25 protein-coding genes and 1 pseudogene are annotated in these 20,182 nt (G+C 37.5%); 18 read left to right on the forward strand and 8 right to left on the reverse strand.

All coding sequences use genetic code 11. The annotated features are described in order from the left end of the window. Positions 1-5: 5 nt before the first annotated feature. Together sctO and sctN are read right to left on the reverse strand one after the other, a co-directional pair. The gene (gene sctO / locus H1X92_RS03195) at positions 6-440 is read right to left on the reverse strand and encodes a type III secretion system stalk subunit SctO (RefSeq protein ID WP_180558846.1); all 435 of its coding nucleotides are present in this window, start codon (positions 438-440) and stop codon (positions 6-8) included. A 28-nt stretch (positions 441-468) separates the two neighbouring features. Next, positions 469-1,797 (reverse strand): type III secretion system ATPase SctN, encoded by a 1,329-nt coding sequence (gene sctN, locus H1X92_RS03200; RefSeq protein WP_180558813.1) that lies wholly within the window; start codon positions 1,795-1,797, stop codon positions 469-471. Between the two features lie 167 nt (positions 1,798-1,964). Between sctN and H1X92_RS03205 the strand changes: the two genes are divergently transcribed. The 12 genes and pseudogenes from H1X92_RS03205 to H1X92_RS03260 all read left to right on the forward strand — a co-directional run bounded on the left by H1X92_RS03205 (position 1,965) and on the right by H1X92_RS03260 (position 10,090). Next, entirely contained in the window at positions 1,965-2,339 is a 375-nt protein-coding gene (locus H1X92_RS03205) for a hypothetical protein (RefSeq protein ID WP_180558814.1), read from the forward strand. A 2-nt stretch (positions 2,340-2,341) separates the two neighbouring features. Then, positions 2,342-2,668: a tetratricopeptide repeat protein gene (locus H1X92_RS03210; protein WP_180558815.1), complete on the forward strand. Its 327-nt coding sequence runs from the start codon at positions 2,342-2,344 to the stop codon at positions 2,666-2,668. Then, positions 2,668-4,779 (forward strand): annotated as a pseudogene (sctV, locus tag H1X92_RS03215) (type III secretion system export apparatus subunit SctV). The gene H1X92_RS03210 and the pseudogene sctV overlap by 1 nt, the downstream one beginning before the upstream one ends. After that, on the forward strand, positions 4,776-4,970 hold the full coding sequence (locus H1X92_RS16045) for a hypothetical protein (RefSeq protein WP_180558816.1): 195 nt from the start codon (positions 4,776-4,778) through the stop codon (positions 4,968-4,970). The pseudogene sctV and the gene H1X92_RS16045 overlap by 4 nt, the downstream one beginning before the upstream one ends. 22 nt (positions 4,971-4,992) lie before the next feature. Continuing rightward, entirely contained in the window at positions 4,993-5,211 is a 219-nt protein-coding gene (locus tag H1X92_RS16050) for a hypothetical protein (protein ID WP_255498975.1), read from the forward strand. A 114-nt stretch (positions 5,212-5,325) separates the two neighbouring features. Beyond that, positions 5,326-6,285, forward strand: coding sequence for a virulence-associated V antigen (locus H1X92_RS03230; RefSeq protein ID WP_180558817.1), 960 nt, complete (start codon positions 5,326-5,328; stop codon positions 6,283-6,285). Positions 6,286-6,294: 9 nt separating this feature from the next. Further along, entirely contained in the window at positions 6,295-6,801 is a 507-nt protein-coding gene (locus H1X92_RS03235) for a SycD/LcrH family type III secretion system chaperone (RefSeq protein WP_180558818.1), read from the forward strand. Further along, positions 6,782-7,930 (forward strand): type III secretion system translocon subunit SctE, encoded by a 1,149-nt coding sequence (sctE, locus tag H1X92_RS03240; RefSeq protein WP_180558819.1) that lies wholly within the window; start codon positions 6,782-6,784, stop codon positions 7,928-7,930. Before H1X92_RS03235 ends, sctE begins: the two co-directional genes overlap by 20 nt. Positions 7,931-7,974: 44 nt before the next feature. Then, complete coding sequence (gene sctB / locus H1X92_RS03245; protein WP_180558820.1) at positions 7,975-8,892, forward strand: type III secretion system translocon subunit SctB; 918 nt, start codon at positions 7,975-7,977, stop codon at positions 8,890-8,892. A gap of 129 nt (positions 8,893-9,021) precedes the next feature. Then, positions 9,022-9,465: a type III secretion system chaperone gene (locus H1X92_RS03250; protein WP_180558821.1), complete on the forward strand. Its 444-nt coding sequence runs from the start codon at positions 9,022-9,024 to the stop codon at positions 9,463-9,465. Positions 9,466-9,470: 5 nt separating this feature from the next. Beyond that, positions 9,471-9,698, forward strand: coding sequence for a hypothetical protein (locus tag H1X92_RS03255; RefSeq protein WP_180558822.1), 228 nt, complete (start codon positions 9,471-9,473; stop codon positions 9,696-9,698). Continuing rightward, complete coding sequence (locus H1X92_RS03260) at positions 9,695-10,090, forward strand: YscW family type III secretion system pilotin (protein WP_180558823.1); 396 nt, start codon at positions 9,695-9,697, stop codon at positions 10,088-10,090. Before H1X92_RS03255 ends, H1X92_RS03260 begins: the two co-directional genes overlap by 4 nt. Here H1X92_RS03260 and H1X92_RS03265 read toward each other — a convergent pair. Together H1X92_RS03265 and H1X92_RS03270 are read right to left on the reverse strand one after the other, a co-directional pair. Beyond that, positions 10,047-10,526 (reverse strand): acetyltransferase, encoded by a 480-nt coding sequence (locus H1X92_RS03265; protein ID WP_180558824.1) that lies wholly within the window; start codon positions 10,524-10,526, stop codon positions 10,047-10,049. The two genes, H1X92_RS03260 and H1X92_RS03265, sit on opposite strands and share 44 nt — an antisense overlap. A 64-nt stretch (positions 10,527-10,590) precedes the next feature. Further along, the gene (locus H1X92_RS03270) at positions 10,591-11,172 is read right to left on the reverse strand and encodes a 4Fe-4S binding protein (protein ID WP_180558825.1); all 582 of its coding nucleotides are present in this window, start codon (positions 11,170-11,172) and stop codon (positions 10,591-10,593) included. 596 nt (positions 11,173-11,768) lie between these two features. On the opposite strand from H1X92_RS03270, the gene H1X92_RS03275 reads away from it, so the two are divergent. Next, on the forward strand, positions 11,769-12,221 hold the full coding sequence (locus H1X92_RS03275) for a bactofilin family protein (RefSeq protein WP_180558826.1): 453 nt from the start codon (positions 11,769-11,771) through the stop codon (positions 12,219-12,221). Positions 12,222-12,296: 75 nt separating this feature from the next. Beyond that, a complete protein-coding gene (locus H1X92_RS03280) occupies positions 12,297-12,860 on the forward strand; it encodes a GNAT family N-acetyltransferase (RefSeq protein ID WP_180558827.1) in 564 nt (187 codons plus the stop codon). Between the two features lie 56 nt (positions 12,861-12,916). Here the strand turns inward: H1X92_RS03280 and H1X92_RS03285 are convergent, their stop codons facing one another. After that, a complete protein-coding gene (locus tag H1X92_RS03285; protein ID WP_180558828.1) occupies positions 12,917-13,138 on the reverse strand; it encodes a DUF465 domain-containing protein in 222 nt (73 codons plus the stop codon). Between the two features lie 280 nt (positions 13,139-13,418). Here H1X92_RS03285 and eco point away from each other — a divergent pair, with 280 nt between their 5' ends. Beyond that, positions 13,419-13,898, forward strand: a complete 480-nt coding sequence (gene eco / locus H1X92_RS03290; RefSeq protein ID WP_180558829.1) for a serine protease inhibitor ecotin — start codon at positions 13,419-13,421, stop codon at positions 13,896-13,898. A 61-nt stretch (positions 13,899-13,959) separates the two neighbouring features. On the opposite strand, the gene H1X92_RS03295 is transcribed toward eco, so the two are convergent. After that, the gene (locus H1X92_RS03295) at positions 13,960-14,406 is read right to left on the reverse strand and encodes a universal stress protein (protein ID WP_180558830.1); all 447 of its coding nucleotides are present in this window, start codon (positions 14,404-14,406) and stop codon (positions 13,960-13,962) included. A 415-nt stretch (positions 14,407-14,821) separates the two neighbouring features. Here H1X92_RS03295 and H1X92_RS03300 point away from each other — a divergent pair, with 415 nt between their 5' ends. Continuing rightward, entirely contained in the window at positions 14,822-15,748 is a 927-nt protein-coding gene (locus H1X92_RS03300) for a cation diffusion facilitator family transporter (protein ID WP_180558831.1), read from the forward strand. 244 nt (positions 15,749-15,992) lie between these two features. Beyond that, positions 15,993-17,012, forward strand: coding sequence for a UDP-glucose 4-epimerase GalE (gene galE / locus H1X92_RS03305; protein ID WP_180558832.1), 1,020 nt, complete (start codon positions 15,993-15,995; stop codon positions 17,010-17,012). A gap of 158 nt (positions 17,013-17,170) precedes the next feature. Here the strand turns inward: galE and H1X92_RS03310 are convergent, their stop codons facing one another. Both H1X92_RS03310 and H1X92_RS03315 read right to left on the reverse strand, forming a co-directional pair. Beyond that, entirely contained in the window at positions 17,171-17,890 is a 720-nt protein-coding gene (locus H1X92_RS03310; RefSeq protein ID WP_180558833.1) for a S8 family serine peptidase, read from the reverse strand. Next, positions 17,890-18,483 (reverse strand): hypothetical protein, encoded by a 594-nt coding sequence (locus tag H1X92_RS03315; protein WP_180558834.1) that lies wholly within the window; start codon positions 18,481-18,483, stop codon positions 17,890-17,892. The genes H1X92_RS03310 and H1X92_RS03315 overlap by 1 nt, the downstream gene beginning before the upstream one ends. Positions 18,484-18,802: 319 nt before the next feature. Between H1X92_RS03315 and H1X92_RS03320 the strand changes: the two genes are divergently transcribed. Beyond that, positions 18,803-19,987 carry an AMP-binding protein gene (locus tag H1X92_RS03320; RefSeq protein WP_180558835.1) on the forward strand — a complete coding sequence of 395 codons (1,185 nt, stop codon included), beginning with the start codon at positions 18,803-18,805 and terminating at the stop codon, positions 19,985-19,987. The last annotated feature ends 195 nt before the right edge of the window (positions 19,988-20,182 follow it).

Below are 20,182 nucleotides of genomic sequence, written 5' to 3' on the forward strand. Positions count from 1 at the left end.
TTATATTATTTCCCTATAGATAACCTAACAAACTCTTCCTGTTCTTGTTCTTCTCGTTGTTCATTTAAATGCTCAACAGCATATTTTTCTTGTTGTGTCAGTTGAGTAAATTTTTCTGTTTGCTGTATACAAAAATTGAGTTTTTTTCTTAATTTGATAAGTTGGCTTTCTAATTGATTAACTTTATCGGTATGTAATGCAATATCTTTAATTAAGTTGTCTTTTTGCCATTGAAAGTATTGTCGTTGTGCTTGCCAGTGGTGCCATTGGGCGGCAGAAATAGCCTTTTGCTGATGTGCTTGAAAAAATTTTTCTTCCCGCTCTTTATGGTTGTGGTACAGCATATCTAATTGTTGCTTAGTTATATTTAATTGTTGTTGTTGTTCAGTGAGTTGTTTTTTTGTTGCAAAACCTGTTTTTCTGCTTTTTGTTTTCTTAATTGTTTAATTTTTAATAAGTGGAAAAATATCATTGATTGATTACATCTAATTGGTTCAGGGTTTGCTCATAGCAACTTTTTTCATCAGTAGATTGACAAAGCCAGCTTTGAATTTGTGGATAACGTTTGATCGCTTCATCGGCCAATGGATCATTGCCTGGCTGATATTCACCAATTTGTAGCAATAATTCTATTTCTTCGTATTTGGCTAACCATTTTCTTAGCTGTTGTGCTTGTTGTTGATGTTTTTGACTGATAACCCGATCCATCACGCGACTGGCTGAGCGTAAAACATCAATAGCAGGATAGTGGCTGGCTGCGGCCAATTTTCGTGACAGAATAATATGTCCATCTAAAATTGAACGGGTTTCATCGGCAATTGGTTCAGTCATATCATCGCCTTCAACCAACACCGTATAAAGGGCAGTGATCGAACCTTTATCAGACTGGCCGGCACGCTCCATTAAGCGTGGCAGTTCAGCAAAAACGGAAGGTGGAAAACCTCGTCGGGTTGGTGGTTCACCAGCAGCAAGTCCGATTTCTCGTTGCGCTCTGGCAAAACGGGTAACCGAATCCATTAACAACAATACGCGCATATTTTGGTCACGAAAATATTCAGCGATACTGGTTGCGACAAAACCGGCTTTGGCGCGTTCAATGGCTGGGCGATCAGAAGTTGCTACAATTAAAACGCTGCGCTTTAATCCTTCTTCGCCTAAATCTTCTTCAATAAATTCGCGCACTTCGCGCCCACGTTCACCAATCAATGCCAAGACAATCACATCCACCTCAGCACCTCGAATGAGAGAGGCTAGCAGAGTACTTTTGCCACCGCCAGCAGCAGCAAAAATGCCCATTCTTTGCCCTTCTGCACAGGTTAATAAGCCATCAATCGCTCTTATACCCAGAGAAAGTGATTTTTCGATTAATTTTCGCTGCATGGGGGCGGGGGCATCACGATAGATAGGATACCATTGTTCAGGCTCAATATAATTTTCTGCCGTAAAGGGATTACCTAATCCATCAAGTACTTTGCCTAATAGATGACGGCCAACGCCAACTAAGTGACGGGTTCCTGTTGGGCACACTTCCGTATAAATGGATAAACCACGTGTATCACCAAACGGAGTAAGAATAGCTTGTTGTTGTTTAAAACCAATGATCTCGGCAGTTAACGACTCTCCAGTATCGCTATTGTATAATTTGCATAGCTCACCCACTTTAACGCCAGGCAGTTGGGCTGTGATCAAGGTACCTGTAACTGCCGTTACACGTCCTCTTAGCAGTACTGGCCGGCATGTTCTCAGTGCCGCTAGCATTTTTTCTGGAATAGAATAAAGTTTAAGCTTGCTTTGCATTGTTTACCTCAATGCAAAACATATCGGAACAACAGCAATAAATGTTTAGTTTTTGGCTCGGTTTTTTTTATTCCAGCCAGCTATTAAAAATAGCGACTTCTAATGACATCCAGCGAGATTATCTAACTCTATACTCATATCCAAAAAATAAATAATGAACAATACACATGAGAAAAATAACTAGGTTAGATTCACCATCAGCAATAACGGCCATTAGCGACCATTTTTTCAGCGAAATTGTCGAGCATAACGAAATAGAACAAGTTTTGTTACTGCCGAATAGTCAAGCGGTAGCGGCACATTTTTCCCATCTATACCCGACTTTTTGTCTAGAGGCGGCATTATTAAATTATGTAACACCTAAGTTAATTACGCCGTTATTAATGACACCTATTTTTTTTAAATTAACCATGGCACGTCTCAAACAACAATTAGCCGCTGTAAATTTGCCAGAAGTAGAGGCCGCTTATGACCTATTAATGGAACTGGATAATCTAGAGCGGCAATTGGAACTGGCAACCGGCTTACTGCATCGAGGATAAAGTTGATTTTAGATCCCATTACCCAAAATGCCTTATTACTGCAAGGATGGTTAGCACTGCAATATGGCCAGTTGGCTCGTAGTCAAATATTGCTTGAAGCCTTGTTAAAAATGGCGCCAGATGATTATCAAGCCAGAAAAATGCTTATTGTGGTGTTATTAAAACTTGATCTGCCTGAACAGGTACTGATCCATTGCACAAAGCTAAAAAACGCTAACATCAATGAGGCTGAACTATGGCTATGTGAATCACAGGCCTATTTGATGATGGAACAACAGGAAAAGGCGCAACAGGCCTATCACAATTATCTGTTATGGAAATCTAATTGATGAATAAAGGAATAATGCTGTTGCAACAGCTTGGCCAACGTAAAGATATTATGTTAGCTATTTTACTACTTGCTGTGGTATTTATGATGGTATTGCCATTGCCGACGGTGATCCTGGATGTCCTAATTGCGATTAATATGACTATTTCAGTCGTATTATTGATGGTCTCGGTTTATATCACTTCGCCATTACAGTTTTCGGTTTTTCCGGTGTTGTTATTAGTAACCACGCTGTTTCGTTTAGCTTTAGCGGTCAGTACGACGCGAATGATTTTATTACAAGCTGATGCAGGACAAATTGTTTATACCTTTGGTCAATTTGTGGTTGGCGGTAATTTGATCGTCGGTATCGTGATCTTTTTAATTATTACCATTGTGCAATTTTTAGTGATCACCAAAGGTTCAGAGCGAGTTGCCGAGGTGAGTGCTCGTTTTTCGCTGGATGCGATGCCGGGTAAACAAATGAGTATTGATGGTGATATGCGGGCCGGTGTTATTGACATGGACGAAGCCCGCGAAAGGCGCAGTCAGGTTGAAAAAGAGAGTCAGATGTTTGGCTCAATGGATGGCGCCATGAAGTTTGTCAAGGGTGATGCCATTGCCGGCCTGGTCATTATTTTAGTTAATATTCTAGGCGGTATTGCCATTGGCGTCAGCCAGCGTGGTATGAGTGCTTCAGATGCGTTGAGCCTTTATTCCATCTTGACGGTTGGCGATGGTATGGTTTCTCAGGTGCCAGCGTTATTAATCGCTATCACTTCTGGCATTATCGTTACCCGTGTTTCGTCAGAAAACTCCGCTGATTTAGGATCAGATATCGGTGAATAGATTATTGCCCAACCAAAAGCGATTTTTATTGGTGGCGTGTTATTAGTGTTATTTGGTTTGATCCCCGGCTTTCCGACCATCACTTTTTTTATTTTAGCCGCATTGATGACAGCCGGTGGTTACTGGTTAATTAGGCAAAATAAGCAAAGCGCAGAAAAACCACCGAGTGATATTAATACCTTGATCAACCAAGGTGCTGGCGCACCGGCAATCAAAAAGAAAAATAGTGCGCCGTTAAAAAACGATAAATTAGAACGACAGGAAGAATTTGCTTTAACGGTACCGCTATTAATTGATTTGGATATTAAATTAAAAGAACAGTTAGAAGCGGTGGCGTTTAATGAAGAATTAATGCGTGTAAGAAGGGCGCTTTATTTGGATCTGGGAGTGCCATTTCCCGGTATTTATTTAAGATTTAATGATGGCATGGCAGAGGGTGAATATATTTTTGAATTACAAGAAGTACCTGTGACGCGAGGTGTATTAAAAGCAGGTAAATTGTTGGTACAAGAAAATGAGAAACAGCTCAATTTGTTGGCTATTCCCTATGAAAAAGGCGACATGCTATTAACAGGCAAAAGAGCGCTTTGGGTGGAAGAACAATATTTAGAGCGATTAGTTCGCTCAAATCTATCGGTGCTGACAATGTCACAGGTGTTAACCTGGCACTTATCTTTTGTGTTAAAAGAGTATGCTGCCGATTTTATTGGCATCCAAGAAACGCGTTACTTACTGGAGAAGATGGAATCTCACTATAGTGAATTGGTCAAGGAGGTACAACGTTTATTACCGCTTTATCGGATCACTGAAGTATTACAACGTTTAGTCAGTGAAAATATTTCCATTCGCAATATGCGCACTATATTAGAGGCACTCGTTGAATGGGGGCAAAAAGAGAAAGATATTGTGCAATTGACGGAATATATTCGCAGCAGTTTGAAAAGGTATATTTGTTATAAATATGCCAGTGGTAATAATTTTTTACCGGCTTATCTCTTTGATCAACAACTGGAAGAAATTATTCGCGACAGTATAAGGCAAACCAATGCCCGCAGTTATTTAGCACTGGAACCCAATGTGAGTGAAAAGCTGATTGAAAATGTACGTAATACCGTGGGTAATATTAAAAAATTGGCTAATAAACCGGTGGTGATTGTTTCGATGGATATTCGCCGTTATGTGCGTAAATTATTAGAAAATTAATTTAATGAATTACCGATTTTATCTTATCAAGAATTAACTAATAAAATTAACATTCAGCCATTGGGGAAAATATTATTATGAATAGCGATCCCTTAGATAATTATTTTAAACAGCAAGGCTATTTTGTCGCTCCCTATTATTGGCAAAAAAGCCATTGGCCAATAGGCTATTTTACCGTCATTAATAATATTGAAATTGCCTGGCGTTGTGAAGGAAGCCGAATATGGATTTTAATGTTAAGACGAAAAGAAAAAAAATTTAGGCTTAGGTAATGCATTCAAGCCATTATATATTTTGGCCGATATAATAAAAGAAGTGTTAGGTGAACACTATTCTTTATATGGTCAAGTTAATGTATTAAGCCGCTCACCTTTAACACAACAGCGATTACAACAATTTTATCAACGCTGGACAGGGGCGGTTGAAGTTGACAGCGGCTGGTTTGAATTAGCTGTGGGTAAAGTGATTAGTTTAAAAAATAACAAAATTAAAAAAATATTATCCGCTAACTGACAGAATAGTTATTAAATTTACGTTAGATTCAAATAATAAATAGATTTTAACCATATTTATTTTAATAAAATTTAATGTGCGGATGATTTTATTATTTAATCACAGGGGATCGTTATGGCTACAATAAATGGATCATCTAATAACGTAACAAATCAAAATTATATCAATAATCTTTTGGTACCAACAACCACCACGCCAGATATTAATAAAATAACCAATGCAATTATCAATAAATTAGCTCAATTGGGCGTAAGAGTAGAATTAGATCAATCGGTTGCCGGTGGTAAGCAAACGTTGGATGCTAATGTTCCTGCTGAGAGGGATAAATTAGAACAATTATTTAGTCAGATTTTTCAATTAGCGCAGCCACGAAATATAAAAAATTCAACTGATGCTGAAAATGATATTCAAGATTTTATGGCAAAGTTAGATAGTCAGCGACAAGGTGCTTCCTTGGTATCGGCAAATATGCTGTTAACAGTGATAGAAAGCTACTTTTCTTATGCCAGTCTGGATGAAGATATTATTGCTGTGTTTGCTAAAAACATGGTCTATCACGATGATAAACGTAAAGAATTAAAAACTGAATTGGAAGAAATTTCCGCTGAGATGAAAGTTTATAGTGTTATTCAGTCGGAAATTAATAGCGCATTATCAGCAGCCAGTTCACAAACAATTAATACCGATCAAAATGGTATCAATATAATGAATTACCAGCTTTATGGCTATTCATCAGTGGCAGAATTTAAAACGAAAGCTGAATACCAGTTCTTGCAAAAAATCGCCCCATCCTCAACCACGGTAACGATAAAACAGTTTTTACTCAGTGCCGATAAAAAGAGTGGTGCAATGAGTCGGGTAGAGAATTCTTATAAATATGATAAGGATAATAATCGTCTGGCTAATTTTTCTACTATGGTCAGTGATCGTTCTCGGCCATTGTCTGACAGTATCAGTGAAAAAACCACTCGATTGAATGATATTAGTGGACGTTATAACGCTGCCATCGAAGCACTCAATCGTTTTATTCAAAAATATGACTCAGTTATCCAGGATATTCTGAGAGCAATTTAAGGAAAGCATATGGAACAGCAAATGGAAACCACAACAGGCAAAATGGAACATGAAATTGAGTCTTTTCTGACTTGCGGTGGCACCCTCGCGATGTTGAAAGAGGTTTCTGCTGAAGAGTTAGAGCAATTTTATACCCTGGCTTATAACCTTTATCAATCGGGTAAACAACAAGATGCAATGGCGGTATTTCAACTGCTTTGTATGTTAGATCACTATGATAGTCGTTTCTTTTTAGGTTTGGGGGCTTGCCGCCAAGCGACAGAGAATTGGAGCGCGGCATTAGAAACTTATAGCTTCGCTACTTTTTTAGATGTTAATGATCCCCGTTTTCCGTTTCACGCCGCCGAATGTTTAATGCAATTGAATGATTTCGATGGCGCACAATGTGGTTTTGAATCGGCGCGTTTATTAGCGACCGATAAGCCGGAATATGAAGATATTGTCTTACAGGCTGAAACCATGTTGGAAGTGATTAATATAAAAAGGGAGCAGCAAAATGAGCACAATCACCACTAAACCCGATACCAGTAGTGTTCAAAACCTAGTTAATAATAGCCCTATTACGCCAATAACAAAAAAGAGCACACCTAATATTGCATTGGAAAAAAGTCCGGCTTTATCAGCAGCAAAGCCATCGTTGCAACCTAATCGAGTGTTATTGCCAGAACCCAATGCTAATTTGGCTGCAAAATCAACCAATAGTGACACACTGTTAGCAAAATTGAATGTTTTGCAACAGGAGGTGGTTCCGGCTATTGATGTGAAATCATCACTGAAGCTACTTTCGCTGGCATTAACTTCACCTGCCTCGTTTGAGGTGGAATTAAGTAAAGTGACTAGTGAATTAAAAACTAATCAGCAAAAATTGAAATTAGAAGATATTCAACGTATTAAACAGCAAAATGCGTTAAAAATGGATGAAAATCAAACCAAAATCCAAGAATCAGAAGATGCAGTAAAGCAGTCGCAAAAATCGGGTTTGGCCGCCAAAATTTTTGGTTGGATCAGTACTGCTGTTTCTGCCGTTGTCGGTGCTATTTTGGTCGCAACGGGAGTTGGAGCGGTGGCTGGCGCTTTAATGATTGCCGGTGCGGTGGCCAGTGCGGCTAACCAAATTGTCCAAGAAGCGGCTGCTGCCGGTTTGATTAGCCCTGAAACGATGAAATGGTTAGGGCCGACCTTGATGGGAATACAGATTGCAGTGGGTATTGCTTCCATTGCGGTCAGTTTTGGTGGGCCAGCGGCGACAGCCATTGCCCAAGTTGGCGCCAAAATTGGTGGTAAGGCAGCTGAGGTTACCGCTAAATTGCCTGCTATGGTCTCTTCCGGTGTAACGGCGACAACTCAGTCGGTGGCCAATAATGTTAAGACTGGTTTAGAGGTTGGTAATTTAGTCGCTGATGTCGGAGAAACTGCGTCACAATTGGCCAGTTCCATCACGCATAGTATTGCCAGTGACAAAATAGCCGATGCTAAAATGCTCGAAAGTGTGATGACCATGAGTCAAAGTATTTTAGATAAACTCAATAGTGAGTTAGCAAAAATGACCGATGATTATCAGCAGGTGATGGAAACACTGGCGCAGATGATCCATGAAAAAGGGGAAGTATTGCGTGAGTTAGCAGTGCGCCCGAAAACAATTTAATAGAAATTAATTGGCTGTCATTAGCTGTTAATAAGGAGATTTATATGGCTACTATCAATAATAATGTGCATCAACGTCCACTGGCTAATACTCACGATGCCGCACCCGTGGTAAAGAGTACAGCGACAAAAAAAAGTGAGGCAGTAAACAAAGTTGAGATACAGACGTTACCAAAAACTCAGCCAACGGCAAAACAATCAACTGACAGTGTCAAATTAGCCGCGCCTAAATTGGATCTAATTAATGCCAGTCAATTGTTAAGTACTGCCACGCAAATGATGGATTGTATTGCTTTGCTGGTTAAAGCCCAGCAACAGGTTCGCCAATCAAATGATGCCGTTGCCACTAATCAGGCTACCGCGGTAGCCGAAAGTCAGAAAAAACAAGCGCAGGAGATGGACAAAAACTCGGATTGGCAGTTAGCCTTATCCATTGTTTCCGGGGTATTAAACTTTGGCATGTCAGCATTAAGTGCAATATCGGCTTTTAAAGCCAATAAAACTCAACAGCAGAAAAATACGTTACAGCAATCAATTAATGAACGTACCGAACTGGTTAAGAGCAAAACCAGTCAACTGAAGGATAAGACATTATCAGTCAAGCAAAAAGATAATTTGAAAGTTGAAATAGCTAAATTAAAGGATCTGAATAAAGCTGATAACCTGCAATTGAAAATGTTGAATGATGCTAGCGCTGCGAGTCAAAAGTGGTTTGATTTAGCTAACTCGGCGCTTCAGCAAGGAAGCACATACGTTGATAAATTTAGTGGCGCCAAGGAGATAAAAACTCAACAGACTGTCACGCAAGAACAAGCAAAAGAAAGTAGTGCTCAGCAAGTGCAGCAAAAAAGTCGTAATGAAACCGATTATTTAAATGGTTTAAGCACTAAACTTAACCAGTTGATGATTCAACTTTCTCAAGGACAAACTCAGGCATTACGTGCTGCCACTCCAGCTGCTTAATGTCCATCAATATCATTTAAAGGCAGAACATATCGATGGTCTGCCTTTTTTTAGTAAAAAAATAGCGATATTTGACAGAGAAATGACAATTCACAGGTTAGCTTATGACTAAATTGCCGGGAGAGAAATATGGATGTTAAAGATTGCATTGATCAAATTTTTGGCCAGTTTAGTCAGAAATATCAATTGCCACTATTGATGCTAAATCAAGAAGGAATTGCGGCTTTACGCTTTGATGAAAAATTACAGGTTTGTTGTATCTTTCTACAGGAACAAGAGTTGCTGGCGTTACAGATAGATATTGCTGATTTATCAGAAGTTAGTGAGGGAATTTTTCGTCAGTTGGCAAGCTTTAATCGCTATTGGTATCAATTTAATCTGCATTTTGGTTTCGACGAAAGCAGTTTAAAAATACAATTATATAGTCAACTAACGATTGCCAATTTGACATTAGATAAATTTGAACATTGTTTGACGTCAATACTCGATCATGCTGAATTTTGGCAGGAATTATTGTGTGAACCAGTAAAAAAGTCAGTTTATAAAGGTCAATTTCAAGGAATGAAGGTGTAAGGATTATGCTAATTAAACAAGTAACTTTAAATCAGGCGGCTTATAGTGATCCCATTGTTTCATCTCGGCTTTTTAATGGCAGAAGTGTGTCGGTGGATAGACAGGTAGAGCAAAATAGACCCCAATTATCTGCGCTATTACCGGATGTTACTGTACAGCAACAGCAGCATTTGGCGCGTTTGGTACAAGGTATTCACCCACCGCTAGCTACACGCCATATAGAAGTGTTATGAAGCATTATGCCATATTGATTGCTATAGGCTGTTTAACCGGCTGTATTCATTATCAGCCCAATGATCCGTTACAAACCGTTGTAACGGGTAAAGTCACGTTGCCGGTGCGATTATATAAAACAGCAGAGGTTAATATTCGCTTTTACGCGCAAAAAAATGGGCGGTTATTGCTAATGAATCAGTTACAGTACCGTTTGGATTTACTACCGCTCGTTTTTACTTTTACTGCCCCTGAAATCTACCAAGCACAGCAAAAAATTTATCTTCAGGCAACCTTAGCTTGGTCGGATAGTCAATTTGTTCAGGCAACTTATCAGCAAGTTATCGAAAATCAAACAAAGCTCACTATCAATTTGCGACCGAAAGCCTGTTATCCGGATTGTCGATACTAGTATTGATCAGCCGCATATGTAACAGTGGAAAAGGGTTGCCTTGGCCATCTAATTCGGAGCGATCATACACCTCAAAACCTTGCTGTTGATAAAAATCTATCGCTTGTTTATTTTGTTCATTAACATCGACTTCATTGACGGCAAAATGGTTCACGGCGTATTGCAGCAATGCTTTGCCAATCCCCTTTCTGCGTGAAAGAGGGGCAATAAATAGCATTTCTAATCGATTCTGCTTGATAGCCATAAAACCGGTAATATGGTTTTGCTCATCGACTGACATGTAAACCTGCAAATTAGGTAGATAATTATTTAAAATTAGTGGACGTAACGTGGCAATCATTTCTTCTGGCAGAAAATCATGGGTAGCGCGTACCGAATTTTCCCAAATTAGGATTAATTGAGCAAAATCACTGCTAGCAGCTCGTTTAATATACATATTATTACCTTGCTAAAAAGTTAGTTATATTCCAGTCTATGATTATAGTTTAAGGGTTTGGCAGTTAAATTTTTGTCAATTGCGGTAGACCGGGTTTTAAGTTCAGCAATCCGTGTATACAAGCAATTTGACATTGACCGCAGCCATCACACTTTTCTTCATCAATTATCGGCCAATTTTCGGCTGAAAACGAGAGCGCTTGTTGTGGGCAAGCATGGACACATAAACGGCAACTGTTACTATGGCGACCAAAACAAGATTGAGAGATTGCCGGCCAAAGTGCGGTATCGGGTTTTATTTGCTGATTGAGCGCGCCGGTAGGGCAAACCAGCGTACAGGCTAAACAGTTGTGGGTCGTACAACAACAAAAATCGATAGAGATCTCGGCCAGATTATGATTAATTGAGATTAAGCCATAAGGGCAAGCTTGCCGGCAGTTGTTGCAGCCAATACATAGTTGCTGAAAATCAGTTTCATTAATCGCTTGTGGTGGGCGGCCAACCTGACGAGCGAGTGTTTTGTTATTGAGCTCAGGGCTAAATGTCTTACTGGCATTGAATAATCCTCGCAACAATCCGCGACGGCTAACATAACGATGTGACATGAATGCACGATAGTAGCTTTCATCTTGTTTATCATTTGCCATAAGGCTGACTCATTGAGAAGGCGAATATTTATACTTGATGAGTACTATTTTAACTTTTTCAATTGACAAACAGGACTAGTTAGATCAATTTTTAGCTAATTTCACTAAAGCCAGCGGAATGTAATAAATTTTTACCGTAAACTTGATATTTCATTGCACTATATCATTTTATAGTGAGTGTCCTAACGGTATTCAGAGCTAAATAAGGCATAAGGATTTATGTGTATCCTAATAGGGAATGCGGATTTTACTCTGTTTACTGTTAGTTTCAATAACGCCTTAGTCTGCTATTAATTTCAATATAAATTGCCTTTCTGTCGTGTTAATCACTATATCAATACCAGCGCCAGTTGATATTCTATACTAATAACTTAATTGCATAATTTCTGGTTAGGTATCATTAATGAGTTTATTAGATAAGAATGAAAACATTTAGCGATAGAGAAAACTTGAGTCTTTATTTTATCTGGTTCCTATGGGTGCTAGTCGTGGTGTTGTATTTAACAAATATGATTGCAAAGACATGGTTTTTTGTTTTAGTTTTTTCGTTCGTTCTTATCCTGCAATTTATCATTATAAGAGTGAGGTTGATTTCGATGTTTAGAAATAAAAAGTCAGATATTTCAAATACCAATATATTTGTGATGAAGGGTGATAAAAAAAGCGATCCTAAACAAAAAGATGTAACAATTATTTCAGAAGAGAGCTTTTTTAAAGGTAACATAACTATTGCAGGTGACATTCATGTCTGGGGACATATTAAAGGTAATGTCACGGTGACAGAAGGGACAATTCATATCATGCCCGGGGGCAAAATTGAAGGTGAAATTGAAGCTCCTGATATGATTATTGATGGCTTAGTTGATGGTGCATGCTTGGGAAATAATCTAGATATCCTGGAACATGGTGAATTGCGCGGGATCAGTCGAGTTAGTCATATGTCAATTAAGCGAGGGGGTATATTCATTGGTCAGTCTGAAAAAATTGAGCATCAATCTGAAAAAGTGATTAAATTAGAAACTGTTGAAGAGCTACCTAAAATTAAATAAGCATTTTCTGTTCATGCGATAAGATGCCATGTTATATTAATGGTAAGCGCTTTTTCAATCAGTCGTGGCTAGTGCATGGTTATTATCCTAAAGACACCTCGTTTGATACTAAGGGAATGGCGAGAAGCTGATCGGCTCCCTTTTTATCGTCTGAATAGTGATCCTGATGTTATGCGTTATTTCCCACATTTACTTTCAAAAATACAAAGTGATGCCTTTATTGATCGTATTAGGCAAAAGTTTATTCAACAGCAAGGTTGGGGATTGTGGGCAGTAGAGTTACGAGCAGAGAAACAATTCATTGGTTTTGTCGGACTCAATATTCCCGCTTATGATCTGCCTTTTATGCCTTGTACTGAAATTGGTTGGCGGCTGGCTAAGCCATTTTGGCGACAAGGACTGGCTTATGAAGCCGCCTGTCGGGTATTAGATTTTGCTTTTTTACAGCAACAAATGCAGGAAATTATCTCTTTTACCGCTAAAATTAATCACCCCTCTGAATGTTTGATGAAAAAATTAGCCATGGAAAAAGATGCGCATAATTTTTTACATCCGGCGTTACCATCGGCGCATCCCTTACAGCAACATATTCTTTATCGCCTCAATCAGCAGCAATGGTTAAAAAAGCGCGCTAATTGATAGGTAAACACTTCGTGAGGATTAACACGCCTGCTACTCCAGCAGGCGGATTGGCATTATTTAAGCCTAATTTGTTGGTGAATAATACGCTGCATTTCATCTTTTAAATGGAGCTTTTCTTTTTTTAATTTGATGACTTTATCATTATAGCCTGCACCATTTGGGCCTTCTAATTCAGTGATCTGTTTATCCAGTTGATGATGCTTTTCAAATAGTGATTGGAAGCGTGGATGAGAGAGTTTTAGGTGAGAAAATAACTCATGATCGGACAGCAACATATAACCTCCGGCAAAATTATTGAGGGTCAATTCAAGTATAACAATAATTAAAATTTTATTATCGTGAACACAATAATTTACATTGTTAAATGTTATATATAATTATTTGATTTTTAATAATATTTACAAATTAAATGGTTGATTTACTCTTTACGATTTTTTACTTTCTGGCACGACAGTTATACTAAAGTAGATCTTCGATTTAGTTAAGTATAAAACTTTTTCTTATCAGTTATAGTTAATATCACTTTTATCACTATTTATAAAGTAGGATGTGGCAATGAATAAATATACCTTTCCATTATTGGCAATGCTCCTAACAACACCCTATGCGATGGCAAATGATAATTTGTCCAAAATAGCTCCATACCCAGCCGCTGAGAAAGATATGCAGCGCTATGTTATTCAGCTAGGCAAAAAAGAAAATGAGAATAATTTTATGGTGGAACTGGTTATTGGTAAATCCATGCTGGTAGATTGTAATCATCATTGGTTTGGTGGGGATTTTGCCAAAAAAGAGCTGAAAGGTTGGGGTTATGACTATTACGAATTAAAAAAAGTATCCGGTCCAGCGGCAACCTTAATGGCTTGTCCAGATAAAAAACAAACCAAGAAGTTTATTACCACGCATCTCGGTGATGGCAATATCGTTCGCTATAATAGCAAGTTACCGATTGTGGTATATGTTCCTAAAGATATGGCAGTTAAATATCGTATATGGTCAGCACCGGAAAAACTAAATAGTGCAGTGATCAAATAACGTTTTAATTTAACCAATAAGCCATCTTAATTAAGATGGCTACAGTTATTATTGGTTTATTTTAACGAGCCACTAAAACTGTTATTTTTGCATGACGAACAATGCTAGCTGCGGTTGATCCAAGTAGGTAACTGGAAGAATTGGGGCTATGAGAGGCAATAAGAATTAAATCGGCGTCGATATCTGATGCATAGCTTAGAATTTCCTCTTTTGTTGGGCCAATGCCAATTTTGTAGGTAATTTGCTTAGTTGGAATGTTTACTTTTTTGATGATCTGTTTTAGTAGTTCCAGTGCCACTCGGCTGCGCTGTTCGGAATCTTGTTGACTCTCTGGTAGCGCCGCAATTTCAATCCCAAAAAATATTTCTAAATTTGGTAGCACAGATAAGAAGTGAACTTCTGGTTTGTTGGATTGGTTAAAGGAAACCAGTGTTTCAACATGCTTAATCACTTTCTGATTCAATTCATCTTCAACAATATCGATAGGAACTAAGATCTTATTATACATGATACCCTCGCATCATATTGTTATCTAATTATATTGTAGCAATAGTAAAAAATGATGTCGTGATATTTTTATTGGCTTATTATTTTGCATAATTAACTTAATATGAAGAAACCATATTTAAAATAAGCAAATTGTTTTGCCTAAATTAACCTAGTTGAAAATAAATATTATTTCTATTTAATTATAAATAGTAGTAGAAATAAATAAGCGAATAATTATCAATTATACTTTATTGAAATACCTGATTGTAAAAATGAAAAATCAAGACAAATATAATTTTTTGTGTCATATTATAGGAAACTAGATTAATATTTTTTTGAATAAAATTAGTATTAATAATAACAAGATTGTTTTTAAGGTTTACTATCAATTTTCCCCTCATTTTACTGAAAATAATTAACTTTAGAATTTGATTATGACACGAACTAAACTTCGCGAAGAAAAACACTCATATTTTGTTTCCGACGAGCAACGAATAAAATTTAAAGCCGCCAGAAAGAGCACTATTGTTAGTATCGTTGTGAATTTTTTTCTCTCTTTATGGCAAATTATTATCGGCTTTTTGGCACACTCCCAAGGTTTGATTGCTGATGGACTTCACTCATTATCAGATTTATTGGCAGATTTTGTGGTGTTGATTGCTAATAAACATAGCCATAAGCAACCAGATGCCGACCATCCTTATGGCCACTTCCGCTATGAAAATGGGACATCTTTAGTATTAGGAACAATTTTGCTCGTGGTTGGGGCTGGCATGGTATGGAAAGCAATTGAAAAAATGCTAAATCCAGCTGAAATTCCTGATGTGCATATTATTGCGCTGGTTGTCGCGCTATTATCACTTATTGTTAAAGAAGGTCTGTTTCGTTATATGCTTGCTGTGGCAAATAGGGTTAATTCAAGTATGTTAGTTGCTAATGCCTGGCATGCACGTTCAGACGCCGCTTCTTCTTTGGTGGTTGCTATTGGTATCGTTGGTAGTTTATGCGGTATTAAGATCTTTGATCCGATTGCCGCATTAATTGTTGGTGCCCTGGTTATTAAAATGGGGTATAAATTTACTTATCAAGCGTTTAACAATCTGATGGATAAGGGGGCTGATGAACAGACACTTGCGGCTATCCGTAAACAGCTGTTGGCAATGGAAGGGGTGGTTGATATTCATGATCTTAAGACGCGTAAATCTGGCGATTATTTGTTGGTGGATGTTCATCTTGAAGTGAATGGTCTTTTAACGGTAGAACAAGGACATCAAATTGCGGTTTCTGCGCGAAAAAAATTACTTGAAAATCCGGCCATCTTAAATGTCATGATCCATATAGATCCGGTTGAAATTCAATAAGTCATTTCCTTACTGATAAATATTATGGTCGCTACTGAGTTTATATTGGCTATTAAAAGATTGAGGAATATAATAGCTGATTTATAGTATAAGCGATTATATTGGCGCATAGCATATTAGTTAGCAAAAATGCTGCCTATATCGATAAATAATTGGCTCAGATAGTATAATATTATGCCTATTATTGGTTATCGAGCCATACAAACTTTAGTCTGATTTTATTATGCTTGGAAAAGAGGTAAATGTGGAAATACTAGTAACAGGCGGTATGGGTTATATTGGTAGTCATACTTGCGTTCAGATGTTTGCAGCAGGTATGCAGCCTGTTATTTTAGATAATTTGTGTAATGCCAGTCGTCAAGTATTGACGCGAATGGAAACATTAACCGGTTGTCGCCCGGTTTTTTATCATGGGGATGTGCGTGATGAAAAATTGTTAGACACCATTTTTTCCAACCATTCTATTCAAGCTGTTATCCATTTTGCTGGGTTAAAAGCGGTTGGTGAATCTGTCTCTAAACCTCTTGAATATTATGATAACAATGTGAATGGCACGCTAGTATTAGCGCGTAGTATGCAGCGAGCTGGTATAAAAAATATTATTTTTAGTTCTTCTGCCACTGTTTACGGTGATCCGGCAACGGTTCCCATTACCGAAGAATTTCCGATTGGCAATACCACCAATCCATATGGTAGCAGTAAATATATGGTTGAACGTTGTTTATCGGATCTACAGTATGCTGATAATAGCTGGTCGGTTACCTTGCTTCGCTATTTTAATCCGGTTGGCGCCCATCCGTCCGGCACCATGGGGGAAGATCCGCAAGGTATACCTAATAATTTAACCCCCTATATTACCCAGGTAGCCATTGGCCGGCAGCAAAAACTGATGATTTTTGGTGACGATTATCCTACCCCAGATGGCACAGGCGTGCGTGATTATATTCATGTCATGGATCTGGCAGATGGACATATTGCAGCGCTTAAATCGGTTGGTTTAAAACCTGGCTTACACATCTACAATTTAGGCACTGGTAAAGGCACGAGTGTATTAGCGATGCTGAAAGCTTTTGAAGAAGCTTGCGGTAAAAAAATCGCTTATGAAATTAAATCTCGCCGACCAGGTGATATTGCTGAGTGTTGGTCAAGTCCATTGAAAGCTGAGTGTGATTTGGGATGGAAAGCCACTCGTTCGATTCAAGATATGGCTGCTGATGCCTGGCGTTGGCAATGTCAAAATCCACAAGGCTATGGTAAAAAATAATAATAGATTATGGCTTAATTTTGTCATCATAAACATTAAGATCCAGCCGATGCACCTGTCTCTTGAACAAGACTTGTGAGCAAGAGACAGCCCTCTGATGTGGTCTGATAGCTAAGTCATATTTTTATTTAGCAAAATATTGCACTAATTATATTATTTTATTGTGGTAAACCTTGTTGTAATACATTAATTGCATTACGAACATTCGGTAGCGGGCCAATATGGTTATTGATAAAGCCAGGTCGTTGTGGTGTACCGGTTTCTATCAACAGACTTCTCATTTCTTTTGGTGTGAGAACCCGGCCAGTTTGTTGCTTATACCATGATTGTATGGCAATTGCTGCTGAAGCCACAATTGGGGTAGCGGCTGAGGTGCCATCAAAGTTACTGGCATAATTATTATTAGGGCCACCATCGTACAAAGTACCAAAGCCAGTTGTGACAACACTATCACCCCAAGCCTGGACATGGATCATGGTTTTGCCATAAGTAGAAAATGCACGACATATTTGATTTTTAGAGCCAGCACCAACACGAATAGCGCCATTATCACCGCGAGCGCGATATGGTGCATAAAAATCATCATCCAGATTTTCACCACCATTACCAGCGGCAGCAATAATAATAATCCCGGCATCGGTGGCGGCTTTAGTGATATCCCAGACTGATTGGCAAAAATCAGCAGGGACTTGAGTTGTATCATCATCCGCTCTGGATTGGATAGATAATTCGTAAATGAAAATATCACCCGCTCTTAAATGTTGTAATCCTCTTACAATACCACCGGCGGCATCATAAGGTTTTACCGAAATGCCATACAGTGCATCAGCGCCATGCACCATTCCTTTTACACCAAATCCCAGCTCTTTTGCATACATCAACCCGCTACGGCGGTACCATGATTGATTTCAAGCTCATTGACATCATCGCTAACAACTAAAGGAATAAAACTATCTCTGTGTAAATTAATATGTTGGTAGTTAAACGCGGCTTCGATATCGGCAATACGAATACCTTTACCTGTCACACCAAGAGACCAGGCATATTCCATATCAATACCTGTCCAAAATTGTCCTGCACCTAATTTGTATTCCTGTTTTTTAGTAAAATCGGGTGTCTCAATATCATTTAGTTGCTCGGATCTTGACAGTATTGATGAGGCTAGCCGGGTGCATTCCAGTTCAGCATATTCGATAAAATCATAGCCATTAAGTTGGGTTAATAGTTGCTGTTTTTCGTTGACAGTTAGCGACTCAGATCCTTTAATATAAAACATGCCACTGAGGCTGGAAAAATTAATGTTATTTATTTGACCTTGAGTTTGTAATATTTCATCAGGTACAACAGCAATATAACCCAATTGGTTAAATAAGTTATTTTGTAAAGCTAATGGTTTTAATAATAAGTTATTATTTTTTCTATACGCAATAACATTTTGGTTAAATTTAATAATAATTTTATCTTTTTTCATACCAAATACCTCTTGATGAAAGTAATCTCTGTTATAAGAGGATGCTACAATAGCGTATTTAACATAGAAAAATAACCAGGTATATTTAAATATCATTAACATTTTGAAAAAATTATTTTTATTAAAAAATATTTTGGTAATAAAATAATAATTAACAATTTAAAAATTAATTGCTGTATTTATTCTTTTGTATTTAATCTTCTAATAGCAATAAATTATTTTCATTATTAGTAATGTTTTGTTATCTTAAATCAAAATATACAATTTGATATAAAATATTGAATATAAATTAATAATACATTCATTCATGGAGAGAAAAATGTTATCTATATATAAAGAAGAAATGGTATGGAATAAGGTAAAAGATAAAATAGCCACCCTGTTTCAGTTATCGGCAATAAGACAATGGACGTATCAGCAATTTAGCCAATCTATTCCGGTTATGGAAAAGAAAGACTATTTGGCTAAAAATGATCAAAGCCTCCATCTGCTTAATGATGAAAATAGTTATCTTATTGGATTTATTAGTGGCACCAGTGGTACTTTGAAACGGTGTCTTTATAAAATGAGTGGTGATGTATACAACGTAAAGGGATATATAGAATATAATATATTTTCCTCGACGGATACATGCGCTAATCTTTTTACCATTAACTTACTTTTTTCCGCTCATTGCTTATTTAGTAATGTGGCGAGCGCTTGTGGTGCTAATATTATTTCGATCGGTGATTTTAATGTATTAGCAAGTGAGCATTTTGATGCATTAATTGATGTGAATACTAATGTTCTAATAGGTATTCCTTGTGAAATTATTCAATTTATTCAATTAATGCAAAAGAAAGGTAAACATCTTGCTATTAATAAAGTTATTTTTGCCGGTGAAGCGCTTAAAGCATATCAAAGGGAAATAATAAGGAATACTTTTGGTAATGATGTGCATATTATTGGTGCTTATGGCTGTTCAGAAGCGGGAATAATTGCTTTTAGTCTGGATGAGGATAACAATAATTATGAATTACTGACAAACCAATTTTTTATTGAGCGTTATCAGGATCGATTATTAATAACCAGTCTGGATAATATGAATGTTATTCCATTATTACGCTATAGTTTTGGTGATAGTGCAGATATTAGTCTACAAGGTGATATTGTTCGATTAACAAATATTAAAAGAAATAATATTAGTTTTAATTTTATGGGATATCTTATTGAATATGAAACGATTGCTAAAGTTGTCCATAAATACCATCAAGGTGATATTAATATACAAATCCATTTATCAGTTGCAGAAGATAGCAGAGAAGTGATCACGGTATGGGTTCCTACAGGTATTTTCTCTCCACAGCAAATTCAATTGTTAGAAAAAGAATTAACAGCGATCCCTGATATCTATGAGTCTAATCAGTTGAATCAAGGATATTTGCGAGCAAAAGAGGTTGACCCAATACAATATATCCGTTCTGTTAGAGGTGAAATTCTTTATATTGTCGATAATAGAGATTAAAAAATCAGATGAAAATAACTAAATTTTTTAATTTAGCAATGTGAAATATAAAATATTGTTAAAGATTAATAGTCTAACTGACATAAACTAAGTAATCGTTAAATATAGCTTTCATTCTATCTTAACCTCCAAAGGGTACTCCCACCGACATAAGGTGGGAGGGGAATTTGGTCGGGCTTGAAAAGCCCGAAGAAT

The sequence above is a fragment of the Arsenophonus endosymbiont of Apis mellifera genome (assembly GCF_903968575.1).
Classification (GTDB): domain Bacteria; phylum Pseudomonadota; class Gammaproteobacteria; order Enterobacterales; family Enterobacteriaceae; genus Arsenophonus; species Arsenophonus apicola.

What these genes read in the sequence shown, in the direction of transcription:
- H1X92_RS03295 (WP_180558830.1), bottom strand. Translation starts at nt 14,406, where the DNA reads ATGTATAATAAGATCTTAGTTCCTATCGATATTGTTGAAGATGAATTG.
- H1X92_RS03260 (WP_180558823.1), top strand. Translation starts at nt 9,695, where the DNA reads ATGAAGCATTATGCCATATTGATTGCTATAGGCTGTTTAACCGGCTGT.
- H1X92_RS03230 (WP_180558817.1), top strand. Translation starts at nt 5,326, where the DNA reads ATGGCTACAATAAATGGATCATCTAATAACGTAACAAATCAAAATTAT.
- H1X92_RS03310 (WP_180558833.1), bottom strand. Translation starts at nt 17,890, where the DNA reads ATGTATGCAAAAGAGCTGGGATTTGGTGTAAAAGGAATGGTGCATGGC.
- H1X92_RS03300 (WP_180558831.1), top strand. Translation starts at nt 14,822, where the DNA reads ATGACACGAACTAAACTTCGCGAAGAAAAACACTCATATTTTGTTTCC.
- H1X92_RS03265 (WP_180558824.1), bottom strand. Translation starts at nt 10,526, where the DNA reads ATGTATATTAAACGAGCTGCTAGCAGTGATTTTGCTCAATTAATCCTA.
- H1X92_RS03255 (WP_180558822.1), top strand. Translation starts at nt 9,471, where the DNA reads ATGCTAATTAAACAAGTAACTTTAAATCAGGCGGCTTATAGTGATCCC.
- H1X92_RS03235 (WP_180558818.1), top strand. Translation starts at nt 6,295, where the DNA reads ATGGAACAGCAAATGGAAACCACAACAGGCAAAATGGAACATGAAATT.
- H1X92_RS03270 (WP_180558825.1), bottom strand. Translation starts at nt 11,172, where the DNA reads ATGGCAAATGATAAACAAGATGAAAGCTACTATCGTGCATTCATGTCA.
- H1X92_RS03285 (WP_180558828.1), bottom strand. Translation starts at nt 13,138, where the DNA reads ATGTTGCTGTCCGATCATGAGTTATTTTCTCACCTAAAACTCTCTCAT.
- H1X92_RS03250 (WP_180558821.1), top strand. Translation starts at nt 9,022, where the DNA reads ATGGATGTTAAAGATTGCATTGATCAAATTTTTGGCCAGTTTAGTCAG.
- H1X92_RS03315 (WP_180558834.1), bottom strand. Translation starts at nt 18,483, where the DNA reads ATGAAAAAAGATAAAATTATTATTAAATTTAACCAAAATGTTATTGCG.
- H1X92_RS16045 (WP_180558816.1), top strand. Translation starts at nt 4,776, where the DNA reads ATGAATAGCGATCCCTTAGATAATTATTTTAAACAGCAAGGCTATTTT.
- eco (WP_180558829.1), top strand. Translation starts at nt 13,419, where the DNA reads ATGAATAAATATACCTTTCCATTATTGGCAATGCTCCTAACAACACCC.
- H1X92_RS03275 (WP_180558826.1), top strand. Translation starts at nt 11,769, where the DNA reads ATGTTTAGAAATAAAAAGTCAGATATTTCAAATACCAATATATTTGTG.
- sctE (WP_180558819.1), top strand. Translation starts at nt 6,782, where the DNA reads ATGAGCACAATCACCACTAAACCCGATACCAGTAGTGTTCAAAACCTA.
- H1X92_RS03280 (WP_180558827.1), top strand. Translation starts at nt 12,297, where the DNA reads ATGGTTATTATCCTAAAGACACCTCGTTTGATACTAAGGGAATGGCGA.
- sctN (WP_180558813.1), bottom strand. Translation starts at nt 1,797, where the DNA reads ATGCAAAGCAAGCTTAAACTTTATTCTATTCCAGAAAAAATGCTAGCG.
- H1X92_RS03320 (WP_180558835.1), top strand. Translation starts at nt 18,803, where the DNA reads ATGTTATCTATATATAAAGAAGAAATGGTATGGAATAAGGTAAAAGAT.
- H1X92_RS03205 (WP_180558814.1), top strand. Translation starts at nt 1,965, where the DNA reads ATGAGAAAAATAACTAGGTTAGATTCACCATCAGCAATAACGGCCATT.
- sctB (WP_180558820.1), top strand. Translation starts at nt 7,975, where the DNA reads ATGGCTACTATCAATAATAATGTGCATCAACGTCCACTGGCTAATACT.